The following is a 20,045-nucleotide window of genomic DNA, read 5'->3' as shown; positions in this document are numbered from 1 at the left end:
CCAAGCGAAGCGCAGCGCAGACGGGTCTGTCCCTGATTTCCGCGCCGCACCAAAATTGAAGTATGAGGAATTCAGGGACTGACCCAAGCGAAGCCTAGCGCAGACGGGTCTGTCCCTGATTTCCGAAAGTACAAAACGGGAGACTGATACCATGTCGCGCTGTACAAGTCCTGGATGCAAGGAGTACCGGGGCCTAAACCGCCGCCAATTCCTCGGTGCGAGTTCCACCGCCGTGGCTGCAACCCTTGGCGCGCCGCTCTGGCTTCCGCGCGTGGCCTTCGCCGCGGACGGCGACACTTCCCGCGACGTGCTCGTGGTGATCTTCCTTCGCGGCGGATGCGACGGCTTGTCCATCTGCGTACCGTACGCAGAGGATGCCTACTACGAGGCGCGACCCACCATCGCCATTCCAAGACCGGACAGCGGAGACACATTCGCGGCAACGGATCTCGATGGGTTCTTTGGCATACCGCCGGCCATGACTCCGTTGAAGCCGGCCTACGACGCCGGACACCTTCTCTTCGTTCATGCCTGCGGTTCGAAAGACGAATCAAGGTCCCATTTCGACGCGATGCGCTTCATGGAAATCGGAAAACCGCGCGACGCCTCGCTGTTCACTGGCTGGGTTGGAAGGCACCTTCTGAATTCGACCGCGATGAGTCCAACGGCGCTCTTGCGCGCCATCGCGATTAACGACTCCCTGCAAACTTCGCTCGCGGGCAGTCCATTGGCATTGCCCATACAGGACCTCGACAACTTCAGCCTGGATGGAATCCCACAGACATTGGAGGACCGGCTGGCCGCTCTCGGCGCCATGTACGCACAGGGTCCCCTAGAGCTTCGCGCGTCTGCCGCCAATACCTTATCCACCATGGCATCACTCGATGCCATCGACTTCGGCAACTACACCCCGTCCGGTAACGCGGAGTATCCCGACTCTGGATTCGGCTACGCGATGAAATCAGCCGCGGCACTCATCAAAGCACAAATCGGCGTCGAAGCTATCGCCACCGACCTCGGCGGCTGGGACACCCACGATGGACAGAATCCCATCAACGGCTACATGGCGGGTATCATGGAGGATCTCGCTTCCAGTCTCGGCGCCTTCCACGCCGACCTGACCAGCGGAGGTGTCCTGAACTTCACGCTCGTCGTCATGTCGGAATTCGGCAGGGTCTTCCGCGAAAACGCCAGCCAGGGCACGGACCACGGCCACGGCAACATGATGCTCGTCATGGGCGGGGGCATCTCGGGAGGCCGCGTTCTCCGAAACTGGCCCGGACTTGCTCCCGAGAATCTCTTCCAGGAACAAGACCTGGATGTCACCATCGATTACAGGGACATACTCGCCGAAATCATACAGAAACGCCTCGGGAACTCGAACCTTGGGGCCGTCTTTCCGGAGTTCATTCCCACGTTCCGCGGGGTTACCGTATAGCCGCCACCACACCTTCCGAAGCGCAAATAGGCCGTAAAACACGGCGATTCACCCTGCCCGTCTGGTGCCCACGACGCGCTTTTTGAAAAAACGCGCCAAATTCGCGACACTAATGCCTCTGGGGAAAGAAGTGTGGAAGGAGAAACCGCGTTGACACGAGCAGAGTTGGCTCGACTAATCGATCATACCCAGTTGCGTGCGTACGCGACGCAGCGCGACATGAAGGAGCTGTGCGCGGTCGCCGTACAGTGTGGATTCGCGTGCGTATCGATCAACCCTGTGTGGACCTCCTACTGCGCCAAACTGCTGGCGGGCAGCGGAGTCGGCGTTGATCCGACTGTCGGCTTCCCACTCGGCGCCAATACGGCCCGCATCAAAGTCGAAGAGGCCCGCGAAGCCATCAAGAACGGCGCTACCGAAATCGACATGGTCATCAACATCGGCGCGCTCAAGTCCGGTTTCCCCAACTTCGTCGAGCGAGAAATCGCCGCGGTCGTCAAAGCCGCGGGGCGCGTGCCCGTCAAAGTGATTCTCGAAACCAGCTACCTGACTCAGGAAGAGAAGATCGCCGTGTGCCAGATGTCCATGCGCTCGGGTGCAGCTTTCGTAAAGACCTCAACGGGCTTTGGCCGCGCAGGCGCCACGACAGAAGACGTGACCCTCATGCGTCAAGTCGTGGGCAAGAATCTCGGCGTCAAGGCGGCCGGCGGCATTCGCACGTATGCAGACGCTATGTCCATGATCGCCGCGGGCGCCAACCGAATCGGAACAAGCACCGGCGTTGCCATCTTGAAGGAATCTGCCGAAAACCAAGCGCTCGCGTAGTGAGCAGTCTGAATCGGGCCTAGCCTGCGGGGTTTCCCATCATTTCGACAAAGACCTTGAAGTATTCCTGATCGATGTCCTTGCTCATCTCATCGCGCATCAACCGCAACGCCTTGTAGGACTCCAGTGCAGGTTTATACGACCGCCGCGTCGTCAATGCATCGAATATGTCCGCTATCGTCGATATCCGCACCAGAGGCGGGATTTTCTTGCCCAGTAAATCATCTGGATAGCCTCCGCCCTGAATCTTCTCGTGGTGGTGACGAACAATGCGCAACGCTAGCTCACCCAATTTGTTATGGTCGGACAGCAACTCATAGCCATACACCGGATGCTTACGCATTTGCTTCCACTGTTCGTTGTCCAACTTGCCGCGGCAGTTTACAATCGCCGGGTCGATCTGGCTCTTGCCAATATCGTGCAGCAAAGCGCCTTCGCCGAATTCTTCCAGCAGCTTCTGGTCGGTGAATCCCACGCGCTGCGCCAACGACATGCTGAAAACAAATACATTCACGCTGTGCGTGTACGTGTAGTAATCGTAGGATACCAACGGAAGCAAATGCTGAAATGCGGTTTGTTCCGCCGTGAGGAACTTCGTCGTTGCCGAGACCACATTGCGGCTCCGCATTATAAGCTCCTGCGACCTCGGCTCTTCCAAGACATCAGCGACAAGCGACTGGGCCGTCGAATATACCACTTCCGATTTCGCGGCCACGGACACATTGGGATCGCTCAGAATAGTATCCAACTGCGATTCAACGTATTTGCGATACTCGCCGTCCTGCGCGGTAGGAATGAAGATGTGCTCCCGATTATGTTCCGCAAGACGCTCCAAGGCTTCCGATGTGAACATCAAGTTCTTCTCGCGATACAACACCGGAGGCTGACCAGACATCGTCTGAATACACACGTCAAAGTCGAGCATGGTGTCCACTCGCAGACTTGCCACGGGGACGGATCGATATCCGGATACCGGACTTGCTTGAATGGCTTCCAGAGACATGAAATTAAGGCCCTTACCTAGACCACTGAGGCTTAGGTCAAGACTCTAGTAGGAGGAAAACTAAATGTCAATAATCTTGTCATTACATAACCGGTTTCTTCCGAGTTCACTGCGGATTTCGTGATAGTCCCGCCCCTTGTTCGCGGGAAAACACAATTGAGAGTATCTCATCGGCGATCGCCTCCGCGGCGTCGGGCTTTGCCAGGGCGCCCGCCGCACTCGCCATAGCAGCCAGCCGGTTGCTGTCGGGCAATAGCGTGCGGAGTATCCCGCCAAGCCGCTCCCCCGTGCACTCGCTGTCACGAACAAGAACCGCCGCCCCGGCGTCCTCAAAGGCCTTGGCATTGTGTTCCTGATGGTTGTCGGTGGCGAATGGAAACGGAATCAACACGGACGGCTTGCGCATCATCGCAATCTCTGCCGTCGTCGATGCCCCAGACCGGCACACCATGACGTCTGCGGCGGCGCAGGCAGTCGCCATGTCTTGAATAAACGGACTTGTCACAATTCGGGTGCTCGCGCCCTCAGCCGCTTTGTGCGCCCGCGCCGCGTCCGCATTCCCGGTCGCCCAAATCAATTGCAGCTCTCCCCGATTGAACTGCGGCAACATCTCCATTACCGCTTCATTCAATCGCTTCGCACCCTGGCTGCCTCCCGTGACCAATACAACCGGCACACCAAGTTCTAGTTCCAGCGCTTGCCGCGCCTCGCGCTTGTCCGGCGGATTCTTGAATGCGGCGCGCACAGGATTGCCGACGAGTCGGGCCGTCTCTTTAGGGTAGTTTCCGCGCGTCTCGGGGAAACTAAGGAAGATCCGCGTCGCCTTCGGCGCAAGGAGTCTATTCGCAACTCCCAGCAATTGGTTTTGCTCATGGATGACGGTGGGAATTCCCATGCGTTGCGCGGTCCACATCAGCGGCAGCGAAACGTACCCTCCGACTCCAAACACAAGCTGAGGATTAAACTTCTTTAGGTAGCGCCACGCTTTCGCCGCTGACCAAGCCAACTTCACCCCCACCCACAATCGGCGCGGCGACTTGGATCGTGGCCAGCCCTCCACGGGCAGCGAGCGAAAGGGGATCGACATGGAACCGCTGATGCGTTCCTCGATAGACTTCGAACGGCCCACCCACTGCACCATCAAACGGGGATCGCGCCGGTACAGTTCTTCCAATACGGCTACCGCCGGCGACGTATGACCGCCCGTACCCCCGCCTGTCACCATGATTCGCATTACTGTTTCACTCTCACGCGGCCAGCGCGTTGCGGTATCCGTCTTCGCGCTCGTAAGCCTGCTTACCGACGTTAATCAGTACTCCAATCATCGCAAGATTGACGATGAGGGCGCTGCCGCCCGCGCTGATAAACGGCAATACCAGTCCTTTTGTCGGAAGCAGTCCCGTCGTAACACCCATATTGAATGTAGCCTGGACGAGTATCAACGACACGATTCCGGACGCGAGCAAGGAGCCAAACAAGTCTTTCGCGGAAATGGCAATTCGAACCGCCATGAACAGCAGCAACGCAAACAACAAAATCAGCCCCATCGTGCCCACGAGCCCCATCTCTTCGCCCCACACCGCGAAGATGAAGTCCGAATGTGCGTCCGGGAGATACAACAGCTTCTGCTCCCCCGCGCCCAAACCTTTGCCCCACAATCCGCCGCGGGCAAACCCTGCCAGCGACTCGATCAATTGAAGTCCCTTGCCCGTGCGAAACTTCCAGGGATCCATGAATGCGTAGAGCCGCTCTATGCGATACGGGCTTATAACAATCATCGCCCCCAACACCGCGGCTGCGGGAGCCCACGTCATGCCTACGTGAATCCACCGTCCGCCGGCAAGAATAATCATCAGCATCGCGACCGCTACCATGATGGCCGGCGTCCCCAGGTCTTGTTCCAGTAAGACCAGACCCGCGAATACCGCCGTAATGACCATGGGAGGCAAGAATCCGCGGCCAAAACTTTTGAGATGTCCCTGATTCTCCGACAACTTCACGGCCAACAGAATGACCAAAGCGAATTTGGCCAATTCCGACGGCTGGAATTGAAAACCCAGGATGTTTAGCCAGCGCAAACCGCCACGCCGTTCGTCACCGAATACCAAGACCAGCACCAGGAGTGCCAATGTACCGCTGACAAGCAGCCAGAGAACACCGCGATTCCGGAATGAATGATAGTCAAAGCCTGCCGTGACCAGAAGCGCCGCGAATCCAATTCCCACCAGGATCAACTGGTTGTACAAGTATACGTACGATACGTGCTCGTCCAATTTCCCGTTGCTGTAAGCGCGGCCGGTGTTCGCGCTGTAGACCATCAAAAGTCCAATCATCACCAGTGCACACGCTATCGTGAAAACGAAAATGGTCTCACGCCTCATCGCTTGCAACCCTCCAGGTGCTTTCGGACACAGTCCTTGAACACACGGCCTCGGTGTTCGAAATTATCGTACATGTCGAAGCTGGCGCATGCCGGCGACAACAACACCGCATCGCCTTGCGTAGCGGTCTCGGCCGCCAAGCGTACTGCCTCGCCCATATCCGTCGCATGGCGCACTCCAACCAAGTCGCCAAATGCCTCTTCGAGCACGGGCGCGTCCTCTCCAATGGTCACCAACGCCTTGATACGGCTCCGCACCAGGTCGCGCAACACGCGGTAGTCCGCTCCCTTTCCACGCCCACCGGCAATGAGCACGACGGGATTCTCGAAACTCTCAAGCGCGACACGCAGACTGTCGATGTTCGTCGATTTCGAATCGTTGAAGTAGTCGACCCCATTCTGTGAATCGACCCACTCAATCCGGTGCTCCACACCGCGAAATTGTCGCAATCCTTCGATGGTCTTGGCCCAATCGAAGCCACCCGCCCGCATCATGGTCAGCGCCGCGCACACGTTCTCGTAATTGTGCCGGCCTCGCAAAAGCGTGTCCGAAGTTAAGGCAACCGGTGCGTCCCCTTCGCAAAACTCGTTTCCCCGGAGCCACAGTCCGTCGTCGACGCGGCCCGACAGACTGAAGGTGAGCCGCCGCGCCTCTTTCGGTACGCGCATGGCCGCAACGCGCTCGTCGTCGGCATTCAGAACGGCCGAGTCTCCGGCGCGTTGGTTTGCGAACAACCTGGACTTCACAGCCGCGTACCCGTCCATGTCGCCATGTCGTGCCAAGTGATCCGGTGTAACGTTGAGCACTGCGGCAATCCAGGGCCGAAACGATCGCGCCGTCTCCAACTGATAGCTGCTAACTTCAATGACAATGTACTCGGGCTGCGGATCGCGAAGTACGGCCGCGGACAGTGGAACTTCGTTGTTTCCAGCAAGTGCAACGCTGTGCCCGCACGCATCCACGAGCGCGCGCAATAATTCGGTCGTTGTCGTCTTGCCATTTGTTCCGGTCACCGCGAGGGCCTTGCTTGTACAGAAGTGGGATGAAAATTCGATCTCGCCGATCACGTTCGCGCCGCGTGCTCGGGCCGCTTCGATAGGCGCAAGCCGGGGTGGTACTCCCGGACTAGGTATGATTAGCGCGGCGCCGTCGAACGCAGTGTCCGTGTGTCCCCCTGTCTCGAATGGAACTCCCAGAGTGCACAGCTCATCCTTGAACGGAGTCAGACTTTCGGCGTCTGAATACTCGGTAACGAATGGCTCCGCCCCTTCGCGTACGAGAAGACGGACAAGCGCTATTGCCGTTCGACCCAATCCGACGACAGTAACTTTCTTTCCCTTTACATTCATCGCACTATCTCAGCTTCAGAGCAGCCAGACTCATCAGGGCGAACACCAGTGCCATGATCCAGAATCGGATCGTCACTTTGCTCTCCGACCAGCCTGCCAACTCGAAATGGTGATGCAACGGCGCCATCCTGAACACGCGTTTGCCGCGCAATTTGAACGACGCGACCTGTATCAGCACGCTGGCCGTTTCCACCACGAAAAGACCACCCACCACAATGAGCAACAATTCCTGCTTTGTCAGTATCGCCATCGTTCCGATCGCGCCACCCAACGCAAGCGAACCCGTGTCGCCCATGAACACTTCCGCGGGATGAGAGTTGAACCAAAGGAAACCGAGTCCCGCCCCCACCATCGCCGCTCCGAATACGGTGAGTTCGCTCGCCTCCGGAACATGAATTAGAAACAGGTAACTCGACCAGTCCGCGCGGCTCACGACGTACGCAATCCCGGTGTACGCGAGCAGCGATACGATAGACGCCCCGGTTGCCAGGCCGTCCAATCCGTCCGTAAGGTTCACGCCATTTGTGGCGCTCACCAACAGGACAATCACAAACGCCACATAGAACAACCCGAACGGGATCAGCACCATGCGCAGTCCAGGCACTTCAACTTTGGTATGAATGTCCGCGGGCGTCGCTTCGATGATCTCGGGAAACGCGGATTCCAACAGCAAGCGATTCAATCGCCGGCTCTCCATCGGAGACAAGGTCTCGTAACCGCTCTTCAACAACGACTGCGCCTCGGGTGTCAGCGGGGTGTTCTCCCAAACGCGCGCGTCATATACGTCCGTCCTCGCCAATACGCGCTCGAAACCGTCAAGGATTCGAATACGGGAATCGCTGTCGACGGTCTCGGTCGCGGGCATGTCGGTGATGAACTCAACGACGCCTTCGGGCAGCAAATGTGTGAAACGAGCCGATGGCGTCGCCGGAGAATTCTGCGTCTGCTGTTTCAGTGCCGCCACAAAATCCGGCCATGATCGCACGTCGTGCGATCCGATATCGGTCGCGCTGTACGTGATGGGGCTATACACCAGGTATACGCCGATAAGAAGCCCCGACAGGATCTGTCCCGCAAACTTCGCCTTCGCGCTCAATCCCGCATTGTGCTTGCGCCGGAGTTTGATGTAGTCATCGAGGAAACCGACTGCTCCCAAGAGACACGTCGCGCCCATGGCAATCAGCAGCAACCGGTTCGAGAAACGTCCCCAAAGCAACAGCGCGACCAACGTGGACAGAATAATCAGCGCACCGCCCATCGTCGGGGTGCCTGCCTTGCCTTTATGCAAGGCGTGAAGATCGGCGACATGCTCCTTGCGTATGTACTGCCCAATCTTGAGGGCGCGCAGCGCGCGGATGACCGCGGGGCCAATGAGCAACGATATCGCAAACGCGGTCAGCGCGGCGCCGCCCGCGCGCACCGTGTGGTACGTGAACGCGTTGAGAAAACCAAATTCGGGGCGCAACAACTGCGCCAAGTAGTAGAACATGTCCTTCCTTTAGGCCATCGATGCCCGTAACGCCTCGATGACTCCTTCCATGCGCATACCTCTAGACCCTTTCACGAGCAACACATCGCCTGGTTTCGCCACGGAACGGATGGCGTCCGCCATGGCTTGGTGGGATGAGAATACTTCGGCGTGGGGCACTCCGGAATCGCGCGCCGCCTGGATCATAGCAGACGCATGGCTGCCCAAGGCAAATACGTGCTCGATCCCCAGCTTGCCCGCAAGCGCGCCAATCTCCGCGTGATACGTCGCCGAGTCCGGCCCCAGTTCGAGCATGTCTCCCAATGCCGCAAGCCGCGTTCCCCGCGCGGGGCGCTCGGCCAATCCCTCCAACGCGGCCGACATGCTTGCGGGACTCGCGTTGTATGTGTCGTCAAACACGTCAATTCCGTTCACGTGCACCAACCGAAAACGCGCGGGAGCCGCCGCCGCTTCGCGCAACGGTCCCTCGAACTCGTCGATTCCGTGCTGCAATCCTATTGCCACGGCAATCAGCGCATTCGTGGCATGGGCGCGGTTCAATAGAGGAAGACGGATTGAACCAATAGGATCGATATCCAAGGCAATCTCGCCGTCATCCGTGAAACGTGACGATTTGAGTACAACGTCTCCGTGTGAACCAACGAGCACCTTCTTTCCCGCAAAGTACTCGCCCGCTTTCACGCACCAAGGATTGTCGACGTTAACGTAGAAGATGCCGTTTGCAGGAAGTTTTTCGGCAATTTCTGCCTTCGTCCGCGCGACGACGTCGATCGTACCAAAACCTTCCAAATGTGCTGGGGCCACCAAGGTAATCGTGGATTCGGTAGGCGACGCCAGCTCGCAGAGTTCGCTAATGTTGCCCCTGCTTGCCGCCCCCATCTCAATGATGGCCGCGTCGGTCGTCGCGTCTATCTGCAACAACGAGAGCGGGCACCCAATCTCGTTGTTGAGGTTGCCCTTCGTCTTCACGACGTTCATGCGCGCCCCCAACACGGCCGCCGTGAAGTCTTTCGTGGTGGTCTTTCCGCACGACCCCGTAATCGCGATCACGGGAATCGAATACCGGCTTCGATGCACCCGGGCGAATGCCTGTAGCGCGGCCAATACGTCCGGCACGACGAGGCACGGTCCCTTGTCGGATGAACGAGTAGCCACCGCTGCCACTGCGCCCTTTGCAAAGGCGTCGTCGACAAAGACACTGCCGTCGAACCGTTCTCCCGACAGCGCGAAGAATACGTCTCCGCCGCGTAAGGTTCGCGAATCGGTCGACACGGACGAGAACGACGCGTCGTCCTTCGGCGCCTGAGCACCGATTGCCTCCGCCAGTTCCGATACGGTGTAATTCCAGCCCATTTGTCTACCAACGCTCTTTCAAAATGTCGCGCGCAATTTCCCGGTCGTCGAAATGACGCCGCTCTTTGCCAATAATCTGGTAATCTTCGTGGCCCTTTCCGGCGATCATCACAAGATCTCCGGCCTTCGCCATGCCGATGGCCGTTCGGATGGCCTCGGCCCGCTCCACCACCATCAAGTAGTCGTCGTATTTCTTGAGCCCCGAATTCTGAACGCCAACCTCAATATCCAACAGGATACGTTCGGGGTCTTCGCTACGTGGATTGTCAGACGTGACGATCAGAAAGTCGGCGAGTGTTCCGGCGACCTTGCCCATTTTGGGGCGCTTGCCCTTGTCGCGGTCGCCTCCGCATCCAAACACACAGATGACTCGTCCTTTGCAGACTTCCCGGGCCGCCTCCAACACATTCTTCAAACCGTCATCTGTGTGGGCATAATCCACTATCACTGAGAAGTCCTGCCCCGCGTCGACGCGTTCGAAGCGTCCAGGCACGCGTTCGAGCGATGCGATTCCTTCGGCAATCTTCTCAACGGCAACGCCAAGGCCTCCGCAAATGGCTATCGCGCACAGCGCGTTGGAGACGTTGTGGCGTCCGACCAGATTCAGCGCGATTTCCGCGTTCCCCCACGGCGTATTGGCCATGAAGCGCGTTCCCGCCGGGCTCATCTTGACTCCCGTCGCGCGGCAATTCCCTTTTGCGCCGTACGTGAAACACGGCACCCGCGAAGCCTGTATAAAGTGTTCCGAGACGGGGTCCTCTCGGTTGACCACCGTGAAACGGCCCTCTCCCTCGATGCGCTCAAACAGTTTCAGTTTGGCCTGCCGGTAACTGTCCATGTCCTTGTGATAATCGAGATGGTCCTGCGTAAGGTTCGTGAACACACCCACCGCGAAATCGATGCCTGCCACCCGCTCCTGTTCCAGCGCGTGCGAACTGACCTCCATCACCACGTGCGTATGGCCTGCGTCGCGCGCGCGCAAGAACATGTCCGCCAAATCTTCGCCGAAGGGCGTCGTGTGCGGCGCGGGGATGTGCTCGCCTCCGATTTCATACCCAATCGTCCCGAAACACGCGGCACTCGCTCCGCTTCCGTTCAGGATGTGCTGCGTTAGCAAGACCGTGCTGGATTTTCCGTTCGTTCCGGTGACACCCACGACTTTCATGGAACGCGAGGGATCGCCCGCTAACGCGTGCGCCAAGATACCCAAAGCCTGCCGTGGATTCGGAACGGAGAAGTACGGCACGCCCGCGCATTGCACCACGGGCCGATCGCCGATGACGGCAATGGCTCCCGCTGATACCGCCCACGGCGCAAAGTCATGCCCATCCAGCTTCTCGCCGCGCGCCGCAACAAAAACCGCGCCGGGGACAACACGGCGCGAGTCTTCAGTCACCTTCACGATGTCAAGGGGTAACGCCTCGACGGACTTACATCCGAGAAGGCGGGGTAGGTCGTGCAACGTCATACAAACTCTCATTCGCTTTGCTGGAAAACACGAGACGGCATCGGTCCACATCATGAAGCGGAGTACCCGGAGCGGGATCCTGGGCCGCCACCCAGCCACTTCCCTGGGCGTCCCATTGAACGCCCAACGCCGCGAGTTCCTTCTGGGCTTGGCGCTTCGTCATCCCTTGGAGGTTCGGCATCACCGCTCCTGCCACTACTAGATACTCTGGAACGAAGGATGGTTCCTGCCCTGCCGCGCTGGCCGGTTGTTCGCCCGCTTGTACAAAGGACGTTGGCGGCTGCGCCTGCGCAACGAGAATATCGGCATCGGCATCGGCGTCGTCGTCGGCCGGAGCCGGACCGTCGAAGTCGGCTCCCATGGGTTCCTCGGGGACATTCATGCGAATGAGCGTGTCACGAGCCACTTCGCGAAACACAGGCCCGCACACATAACCTCCGTAGTAGATCTCGCTTTGCGGGTTGTGCACCACGATCACGGCGCACATACGCGGGTCCGATATGGGTGCGAAACCCGCGAAGACCGCCGTGTGCTGGTCCTTCAAATAGCCGCCGCCCGCCGGATTGGCAATTTGCGCCGTACCCGTCTTGCCGCCGGCCTTGTACTCGGGAATGGCCGCGCGCTTACCCGTTCCGTGCGCAACCACCTGATAACAAAGCTGACGCATGGTTGCCGAGGTCTGTTCCGACATCACTCGCTGTTCTTCGCCGGGCGTGAACTGGTACTTCACGTTTCCATCCCGATCAAGTACGCGGTCCACCAGATGAGGCTCTACCAACACGCCGCCGTTGGCCACCGCGCTGAATGCCCGCGCAATTTGAGGCATGGTAACCGCCACTTCCTGACCCATCGGCAACGATATCATCGAGAGTTTCGACCACTTTTCGTATGGTCTGTAAATGCCCGAACTCTCCATCAGGAAATCGTGACTGGTCGTCTGGCCAAAGCCGAAGCGTTTGATCCACTGGTCCAGAATGTCCGGGCCTACCTGCTTCGCAAGCATGTCGGCCACCTTGATGATTCCAATATTGCTCGATTCGGCAAACGCCTCGCTAAACGGCACGACCAACATCTTGTGAACGTCGGTAATCCGCCGCCTTCCAAAAGCCGACCAAGCCCCGCCCTCGCAATCGATCATCGTCTCCGGCGTGACGACCCCGTGCTCCAACGCCGCGCACGCCGTCACAATCTTGAATGACGAACCCGGTTCGAACACGTCCGTGATGGCCCGGTTCTTTCGAACATCCGCGGGGTACTCCCAGTAAACATTGGGATCGAACGACGGCAGGCACGCCAACGCGAGAATGGCGCCGGTCTTTGGATCCATGATCAGACCCATCGCTCGGCTCGCTTTACACCGCTCCATCACCGCGCGGAGTTCGCGTTCCAGCGTGCTCTGAATGCCCTTCTCGATCGTCAGCACAACCTCGTCGCCCCCGCTGGGCGGTACGAATTGCAGCGTGAGCGACGCAAGCAGGTTCCGGTCACGGTCCACTCGCGATTGGTGGACCCCTTGAACACTCCTCAGCGCGCTGTCGTAAATGGCCTCGATACCCTCGGAACCGGCATGCTCTCGATTGACATACCCCAGGACGTGCGCCCCAAGGCTCTCCTCGGGATAGAAGCGGACGGACTCGCGCTTTACCGTAATCCCCGGGACGCCGCGGGCCTCAAGGTCGCCAAGGGCAGTCAGCTCTTCCTCGCTCAAGTAACGTTTGATCGGGACGTCTCGCATCTTCTCCCCGGTGCTGGTGCGCCGCGTCAGCCGGTCGAAGATCTCGTTCTCGTCCATATTCAACAGGACGCTCAGCCGCTGCGCAGCCACGTAGGGGTCTTCGATTTCTCTTGGATTCGCCCACAAGGAAGGCGCCTGCCGGTCGCGCGCCAGCACTCGCCCTTCCCGATCAAAAATGCGTCCTCGCTCGATATCGATAAATCGCTTGCCGATGTGCCCCTTTTCTTCTTCGATAAGCCGCTCATCGGGAAGCAGGTGCAGCTTGGTAATGTGCATCGCGATAAAGCCCAGGGCGCACACGAATCCGCAGAGAACGTACAATGCCCGGCGGCGATGAACGCCTCGCGGAGGGAGATCGGCGGGGGCTTCGTGTATGGGTTCGCTCGGATCGTTCAGGCGAGACATGGCATGGTCTCCGCCTACGGACGCTCAGGCACGGCCGGTTGACCACTCCTCGATACCACACGAGAAGGATTCAGCCGAGCCACCGCGTAGGGCTGATTGGTGTACTCGGGACGCGTCTCGTCCGAAGGCGCGGCGCACACCACTTCGACCTGGTCGGGTTCTGGCAGCACGAGCCCCAGATCAGGCGCCTTGGCCGCCAATCGCTCCATGGCCGCCAACTCGTCGGAACGCTCGGAAAGTATGCTCACGCGCTGCTGAATCTCGCGCGCTTCCTTCTGCATGATTGCGGCTTCGTAATCACCGCGAAAGATCTGCAACTGAAACCATGTCTCCACGGCAAAAGCGGAAAAAGGTATCAAAAGAAGCGCAAACCATGCGATGGACCCCAGGACAATTCCCCTGGGCCGGTATGAAACAGCTTTCCGTCTCATGATGTCGCTCCTTCCCACTTATGGTAATCGCTCTGCCGCCCGCAGCCGCGCGCTGTGCGACCGCGGATTCGCCCGAACCTCGTCGTCATCGGGCGTAACCGGCTTCGGCGTCAATACTTCAAGTTGCGCGGGAATCGTCTTCTTCACCCGTCCGTCCGGATGAAGCTCGCGTAGCGGCCGCGACGCATCCCGCATCGCATTCTTTATCACCCGGTCTTCTCCCGAGTGAAACGCAATCGCGACCAGCCGCCCGCCGGGCGCCAAGACGCGGATCGCTTGTTCAATTCCTGCCCGGAGCCACCGCAACTCATCGTTCACGGCCATCCGGATCGCTTGAAAGACTGTTCGAATTTCATCCGGGTCGCCTGTCACGAAGGGCAATGCTTCCCGTACTGCATCCCGAAGATCAGCAGTCGTCTTCAGTCGCCCGCGCGCGCAACGTTGCGTAATCGCCTGGGCAATTCGGCGCGCCGGGCCTACGTCCCCGAAATCGCGCAACACCTTTGCCAGTTCAGGCTCGCGCATACCGCTGAGGAATTCCGCTGCCGTGGGCCCGTGGCTGGTATCCATCCGCATATCCAACGGGCCATCCGCTTGAAATGTAAAACCTCGCTCGGCGTCGTCGAGTTGGACACTCGAAAGTCCAGCGTCCAACAAGACCCCATCGACCGATGCGATATTCATCCCTTCGAGAACTGCAGCCAACTCTCCGTAGTTGGCATGAACCACTTCCACGCTCGAAAATCTCGCGAGTCGTTCGCGCACTCGCTCTACCGCGCCGGCATCCCGATCCAGGGCAATCAATCGCCCCGTCTCCAACCGGCGGACTATGCTCTCCGAGTGGCCTCCCGCGCCCGCTGTACAATCCACATAAACGCCGTCCTTACGAACGCGCAACCACTCCAGCGCCGGGCCTTCCAGCACCGGCACATGACCAGGCATGGCCCCTAAGCCGCCTCCTGGTAGACGCCTATCGCCTGCGATTCCGAATCGTACGTCTCGAACAGCGAGCTGACGCCCACCATTCGAAACAGGCGTTCCGCGTACAGATTCAACGAAACCAGCTTCACGTCGCCGCTCATCGCGCGAACCTTGCGCAGACGCTCCACAAGTACGCCAACTCCCATATAGCTGATGAAGCGCACGCCGGCAAGGTTCATCACGATCTTGCAGCGGCCCGCATTGATGACGTTGTACATCTCGGTCCGCAACGCATCCACGCCTCGCTCGTCCAAATCCCCGTCCAACCGCAGAACGGTCACTGCACCCATGTCCTTCCGCTCGATGTGCATTTTCCCAAGCCCACCTTTCCTACGTTGTAGCTCCGGCCGCTTCTCGTTGCGAGAACAGCGCCGATGCCATCTCTTTGAACCCTTCGCCCATGTTCTCCTGGAACGCGCGCCACGCCTCGCGATTCCAAAGTTCCAGGTGATCGTCAACACCGATCAGCACGGCTTCCTTGTCGATTCCCGCGTACTCCCGAAGGTGCTGCGGCACCGCCATCCTCCCCTGCGGATCCGGTCGCGCCTCCGTCACACCACTAAAGAGGTACCTGCGAAAATCGAGCGATTTGCCGTCCATTGACGGGTGTTTACTCGCTAGCGAACGTATCTCGTTCCAGGCATCCCGATGAAACAGGAAGATCGACTTGTCGTACCCACGCGTCATGTACCAAATCGCGTGCCCTTCCACTTCCATCGTGTCGCGCATCCGGCGAGGCACAGTGATCCGGCTCTTCTCATCGAGCTTTGCCACTGATTCGCCGAAATACACCCTGAATCCTCCATTCGTGGACCATTATCTTCCACACAGCCCCACGAAACTACCCCATCCTACCACCACGCCCCACGTCTGTCAACAGAAAAATGTCGACTCAATTCTTCCTTTCTCTTTGCGCCGCAACGACTTACAACAGACACAGCGCCCAATATCTTGTATCAAAACGACCCATATTGACCCACAGCCACAATATCTAGGGGTGCATCGCTATACCCTTGAAAATACTGAACATAAATACAGTTTTGGCCGCCGCGCAAAATCGAGCCGGATCGGGGCCTCTCTCCTTCAAATGTGGGGCTTGGGGGTGTCAAAGGGGGACGCAGTGGGAACCGTAAATGACCTCAATTGCGAGTAAGCCCCGGCAGAAGAGAAAACTCGCGACAGAAGTGGGGCGTCGTGGTGGATACGTGGTAATCGAACCCCTCTCTTCTACTTCCCGACGATCATCTCCGTCGTCGTTTCATGTGCGCTGCTTTGGACGAGCGTCGATTTCACTCTCGCACCCATTCTTTGCTATAGTACTTGGTCGTTTTGTAGTGGCATTGGAATAGCCATCATGACCGGACAGAAACTACACGCAGGCTTGGCGATTATCGAGGTCACCGACTCCATGTTGCTTACTGAAATGGAGAATGACCCGCAGATTGAGAAGTACCTGGGCGAGCGGCTTTCCGATTTGTGTGTCGCCGTGCAACCCCAAGCGGTGCCCGAGGTTGTCCGCAGGTTGCAGTCCTTGGGGCACCTGCCCCGGGTGCGCGAGTAGCCCCATGAGCGTCGTCATTGCAAATGGCCGCAACCAGTCCTCCTTCAGCGTGAAGGAGTGCTTGCAGGGGTACACAAACGACACTCTCGGAATCGTCTGCGAGAAATGGCAGTTGGCGGCCTCAAACAAGCCAAGCCGGATTCGCGCAATCGAGCGGATTCTAACCGACCCTCTGCACATCGACAGCGCCCTGCAAGCCCTGAACCCGCCAGCGGTTCGATTGCTGCACCTGCTCTGCGCCCATCCTGGATGCCTGGTTTCGGACGTGCTCAGCGTGCCCGCATTGCTGGGACCGGACGGCCGGGTTTTGGCCACCCTGCAAGACCTTGTTTCGCGAGGCCTTGCGCTGATCATGCCCCTGGACCGCTCGGGGGCCTTTTCCCTGAGCCAAATCGGACGCGACTACCATGGGAATGGGATCGATCTCTCTTTACACGTTCCCGAACTGGTCCGGACCAAACTTCCGCCCTCGTTGCCGCTGGGCTATAAACTACCGGTAGCCGACCCTCCCGGCGAAACAAACGGAAAGACCGGCTCTGACAGCGCCGTGGGCGCCTTTCTTGAAACCTTGCGTGTCGTGGAGATCCTCGGGCCTCGCATTACCGCCACCGGCGAACTGCACAAGAGCGACAGCATTCGCGCGCGCGAGTTGGCCCAGGAAGCGGGCGTCTCCACCGAAGCGTTGACCCTAGCCCTCATGATGGGACTTCAACTGGGCTGTATCGAATCTCGTGAAGGGCGTCTTGCTGTCACACCCACGGCCTCCAAATGGGCCGAAAGCCCCGAAGCCCAGCGGGTCAAAGACTTGTTCCATTCCTTCACGCATTCCGAGGAACTGCCGGACCTGAAGCTGTTCTTCCCGCAAATCTTCCCGGCCATGCAAGAACATCTTCCGGCAGGATCGCTGCGTCGCACGTACCACAAGACGCTGGTGGCGGCCATTCTTCGCGAACAGCCCGCGGATGCCTGGCATACCACGGACGGTTTTGTCGACACGCTGCGCCGCGCCGATTCGAACCTTCTCTTCCTGGAGGAACGCTGGCGTGCTATCGCGTCTAACACCAGCGACCCCACGCCATCCTGGAGAGAGCGTATGTGGCAGACCCACGAGCGGCGTCTGTTCATCTGGCTCATTCAGAGCCTCTTCGCGCGGTTGGGATTGGTCCAGTTGGCGAACGAAGGCCAGTTGTTCCGCATTACCGGATTGGGCCGGTTCGCGCTCGGCGTCGGTGAAGCGCCCGCGGAGTCGGCGGAATCGGCGCCGGATGCGCTCGTCATTCAACCCGACTTCGAAGTCATCGCCTACCTCGACCGCTGCTCCGCGGACTTGCGGCGCAAGCTGGATGCGTTCTGCGAACGCGTCCGTGTGGGGCAAGTCGGAACCTACAAACTGACGCAAGACAGCCTGTACCGGGGTCTTCGATCCGGTGTTGCCGGCGAGACCTTCATTCGCATACTCGAAGCCCATACACAGCGCGGAATCCCGAACAACGTCCGGAAACAGATCGAGACATGGGTGCAGAAGGCCGAGAACATTGTCATCCGGACCAACTGCCAGATACTCGAATGTTCCGATCCCGCCGTTCTCGCCGAATGGTTGCGCAAGTATCCCCACGCGCAGATGATCGGCGAACGGTTCTTGCTCTTGCCGAGCGGCGCGACGTTGCCCAATAAACCGCCGGTTAAGGGTCTCGTTCGCATCGATTACACAAAGCCCATCGCGCCGTGCCTGTTTCAGGAGCCGGGCCTGCGCCTTCGCGCGCCCTGGTCGCGCACGTCGCTGCTGCTGAAGAACCGGCTTGTGGAGTTGGGCACGGTCAACGAAAGCGACAGCGGCGACCTCGTGCTGGAACTGGCGCGCACAGCCTTGAAGAAAGGCGTGGACTGGGGTCTTTTCGCGGCGCAATTGGAGGCCCTCGTCGAAGGCGCGCTCGCGGCGCGTTACCGCACGGCGCTTCGCGCGTGGTGTGGCGAGGCCGAACCGTTGACGACACATACTGCCACCTTGTTGCGCTTCGACGACGCCGACGCCTGCGAAGCCGTGCTCGATATGACCGACAGCATGAAGATTATCGAAGGCCGGATTGGCCTGCGCACGCTCGTTGTCGCCAAGGGCGCTCTGCCCGCATTGAAGCGCGAACTGCAGACACTCGGCCTGCGCATCGGCAAAGACGGCGCCGTCCTCGACGATGGTCCTCCCGAGGAATGGGCGGCCCAATGGGTCGAGACACACAAATCCGAAACCGAACAAGACACGCAAGAAAGCGCCTCCTCGGAAGATGCGGGCGACGACATTGACGATACCCCGTTGCCGTCGTACTCACCGCGCATAGTCGGCGAGATCATCGAAGACGCCATTCGCCGCCGGCGTCCCGTGCTCATCCGATACCAGTCCGCCTATAGCAAGAACCCGACCGTGCGCCGCGTGAATCCCGTTGCCGTCGACGTGCTCGCCGCAACGCCCACCGTCAGCGGCTACTGCCACCGTCTCGGGGCAGCGCGTGAGTTCAAGCTCTCCCGTATCCTCGGTATCCGCCTGCTCGAAGACGAAACGTTCTAGCCTTCCAGCCAAGTCCTGTGTTGGCGTTTTGTAGCGCCCGGTCTCCGGAGGCAGACGTCTTGTGCCTGACGTGTTGCGTAACGATGCGTATTGGGTCAGGATAGAGTGAAAGTTCGAACGCGGTCAGGAGACCCGACCATGAAGACCTCCAGACTCTGTCTGTTTCACCGGATATCGCTCGGGCGCGCATGCGCCGTCTTTGTCGTGTTTGCCATTGCGAGCGCAGGGCTATTCGCCAGCGAATCGATCGTCCGCGTCGCTATGTCCGACGGTATCGAACTCGAAACCGTTGTCGTATTGCCCGACGGCGAAGGTCCCTGGCCCGTCGTGATGGAACGCACGCCCTACAATTGCCGCAAGGCCGTCGTGAAGAATCTCGATCTCGCCAAGCGCGGCTACGTGGCCGTCGCCCAGAACATTCGCGGCACTGGCAAGTCAGCGGGCACATGGACCGGCTTCGGCAACGACGGTTGGGGCGGTCCCGGTTTTCGCGATGGCGTCGATACCGTCGCATGGCTCCGGGCGCAATCCTGGTGCAACGGCCGCATCGGACTGTTTGGCGGTTCCGCCAGCGGCATCGCGGCGCAACTGCTCGTGGCCGCGGCCCCCGAAGGGCTCGCCTGCGCCTACGTAAACGCCGCATCCGACAACCTCTACGAGACCATGTTTCCCGGCGGCTGCTATCGCACCAACACCGTCGACACATGGCCCAACGCCGAACCATTGCGCCCCGAGATCCGCCGCCACCCAATGTACGACGACTACTGGCGCGCACGCGACGCCCGGTCACGAAGCGACGTGGCCGACGTGCCTGTCTACGTCACCGGCGTGTGGTTTGACCTGTTCCAACGCAGCACCGTCAGCTACTTCAAAGTGCAAAACACAAACTGGCTGCCGCGCTCCGACGGACACTGCAAACTGTTCGTCTACCCCGGCGCGCACGGCGCGCCTCCCGGCCAACTCGAATATCCCGACCGCGCCAACCAAAGCGCGGACGCCGCCATCGGATCGATGATGGAATGGTACGACTACTGGCTGAAAGACGCGGACAACGGAATCCTCTTGA

The 20,045-nt window shown here is 59.3% G+C and carries 17 protein-coding genes; 5 read left to right on the top strand and 12 right to left on the bottom strand.

Features of this window, described 5'->3' with window-relative positions; all coding sequences use genetic code 11:
• The first annotated feature begins 151 nt into the window (after window positions 1-151).
• A complete protein-coding gene (locus tag K1Y02_13965; protein ID MBX7257465.1) occupies window positions 152-1,438 on the top strand; it encodes a DUF1501 domain-containing protein in 1,287 nt (428 codons plus the stop codon).
• Between the two features lie 150 nt (window positions 1,439-1,588).
• Window positions 1,589-2,263 (top strand): deoxyribose-phosphate aldolase, encoded by a 675-nt coding sequence (deoC, locus tag K1Y02_13960; GenBank protein ID MBX7257464.1) that lies wholly within the window; start codon window positions 1,589-1,591, stop codon window positions 2,261-2,263.
• A gap of 19 nt (window positions 2,264-2,282) precedes the next feature.
• On the opposite strand, the gene K1Y02_13955 is transcribed toward deoC, so the two are convergent.
• From K1Y02_13955 to K1Y02_13900, 12 genes are all read right to left on the bottom strand, one after another.
• Window positions 2,283-3,266 carry an HD domain-containing protein gene (locus K1Y02_13955; protein MBX7257463.1) on the bottom strand — a complete coding sequence of 328 codons (984 nt, stop codon included), beginning with the start codon at window positions 3,264-3,266 and terminating at the stop codon, window positions 2,283-2,285.
• A 106-nt stretch (window positions 3,267-3,372) separates the two neighbouring features.
• Window positions 3,373-4,500: an undecaprenyldiphospho-muramoylpentapeptide beta-N-acetylglucosaminyltransferase gene (gene murG, locus K1Y02_13950; GenBank protein MBX7257462.1), complete on the bottom strand. Its 1,128-nt coding sequence runs from the start codon at window positions 4,498-4,500 to the stop codon at window positions 3,373-3,375.
• Window positions 4,501-4,513: 13 nt separating this feature from the next.
• Window positions 4,514-5,647 (bottom strand): putative lipid II flippase FtsW, encoded by a 1,134-nt coding sequence (gene ftsW, locus K1Y02_13945; GenBank protein MBX7257461.1) that lies wholly within the window; start codon window positions 5,645-5,647, stop codon window positions 4,514-4,516.
• Complete coding sequence (gene murD, locus K1Y02_13940) at window positions 5,644-6,996, bottom strand: UDP-N-acetylmuramoyl-L-alanine--D-glutamate ligase (protein ID MBX7257460.1); 1,353 nt, start codon at window positions 6,994-6,996, stop codon at window positions 5,644-5,646. Before murD ends, ftsW begins: the two co-directional genes overlap by 4 nt.
• A 4-nt stretch (window positions 6,997-7,000) precedes the next feature.
• Window positions 7,001-8,485 (bottom strand): phospho-N-acetylmuramoyl-pentapeptide-transferase, encoded by a 1,485-nt coding sequence (mraY, locus tag K1Y02_13935; GenBank protein ID MBX7257459.1) that lies wholly within the window; start codon window positions 8,483-8,485, stop codon window positions 7,001-7,003.
• Between the two features lie 9 nt (window positions 8,486-8,494).
• A complete protein-coding gene (gene murF / locus K1Y02_13930; GenBank protein MBX7257458.1) occupies window positions 8,495-9,838 on the bottom strand; it encodes a UDP-N-acetylmuramoyl-tripeptide--D-alanyl-D-alanine ligase in 1,344 nt (447 codons plus the stop codon).
• Between the two features lie 4 nt (window positions 9,839-9,842).
• Entirely contained in the window at window positions 9,843-11,306 is a 1,464-nt protein-coding gene (locus K1Y02_13925; GenBank protein ID MBX7257457.1) for a UDP-N-acetylmuramoyl-L-alanyl-D-glutamate--2,6-diaminopimelate ligase, read from the bottom strand.
• Window positions 11,269-13,446: a transpeptidase family protein gene (locus K1Y02_13920; protein MBX7257456.1), complete on the bottom strand. Its 2,178-nt coding sequence runs from the start codon at window positions 13,444-13,446 to the stop codon at window positions 11,269-11,271. Before K1Y02_13920 ends, K1Y02_13925 begins: the two co-directional genes overlap by 38 nt.
• Window positions 13,447-13,460: 14 nt before the next feature.
• Entirely contained in the window at window positions 13,461-13,877 is a 417-nt protein-coding gene (locus K1Y02_13915) for a hypothetical protein (GenBank protein ID MBX7257455.1), read from the bottom strand.
• An 18-nt stretch (window positions 13,878-13,895) separates the two neighbouring features.
• On the bottom strand, window positions 13,896-14,819 hold the full coding sequence (gene rsmH / locus K1Y02_13910) for a 16S rRNA (cytosine(1402)-N(4))-methyltransferase RsmH (protein MBX7257454.1): 924 nt from the start codon (window positions 14,817-14,819) through the stop codon (window positions 13,896-13,898).
• Window positions 14,820-14,824: 5 nt separating this feature from the next.
• Window positions 14,825-15,169 (bottom strand): STAS domain-containing protein, encoded by a 345-nt coding sequence (locus K1Y02_13905; protein ID MBX7257453.1) that lies wholly within the window; start codon window positions 15,167-15,169, stop codon window positions 14,825-14,827.
• A gap of 19 nt (window positions 15,170-15,188) precedes the next feature.
• Entirely contained in the window at window positions 15,189-15,650 is a 462-nt protein-coding gene (locus tag K1Y02_13900; GenBank protein MBX7257452.1) for a division/cell wall cluster transcriptional repressor MraZ, read from the bottom strand.
• Window positions 15,651-16,212: 562 nt separating this feature from the next.
• On the opposite strand from K1Y02_13900, the gene K1Y02_13895 reads away from it, so the two are divergent.
• The 3 genes from K1Y02_13895 to K1Y02_13885 form a co-directional block, all read left to right on the top strand.
• Window positions 16,213-16,419: a hypothetical protein gene (locus K1Y02_13895; GenBank protein ID MBX7257451.1), complete on the top strand. Its 207-nt coding sequence runs from the start codon at window positions 16,213-16,215 to the stop codon at window positions 16,417-16,419.
• Between the two features lie 4 nt (window positions 16,420-16,423).
• Entirely contained in the window at window positions 16,424-18,979 is a 2,556-nt protein-coding gene (locus K1Y02_13890; protein MBX7257450.1) for a helicase C-terminal domain-containing protein, read from the top strand.
• A 138-nt stretch (window positions 18,980-19,117) separates the two neighbouring features.
• On the top strand, window positions 19,118-20,045 hold a 928-nt coding region (locus tag K1Y02_13885; GenBank protein ID MBX7257449.1), incomplete at its 3' end, for a CocE/NonD family hydrolase.

This window comes from Candidatus Hydrogenedentota bacterium, from assembly GCA_019695095.1.
In the GTDB taxonomy this organism is placed as follows: Bacteria; Hydrogenedentota; Hydrogenedentia; order Hydrogenedentales; family SLHB01; genus JAIBAQ01.
Note: the sequence above shows the minus strand (reverse complement) of the source record. Positions and strands in the feature narration are given on the sequence as shown.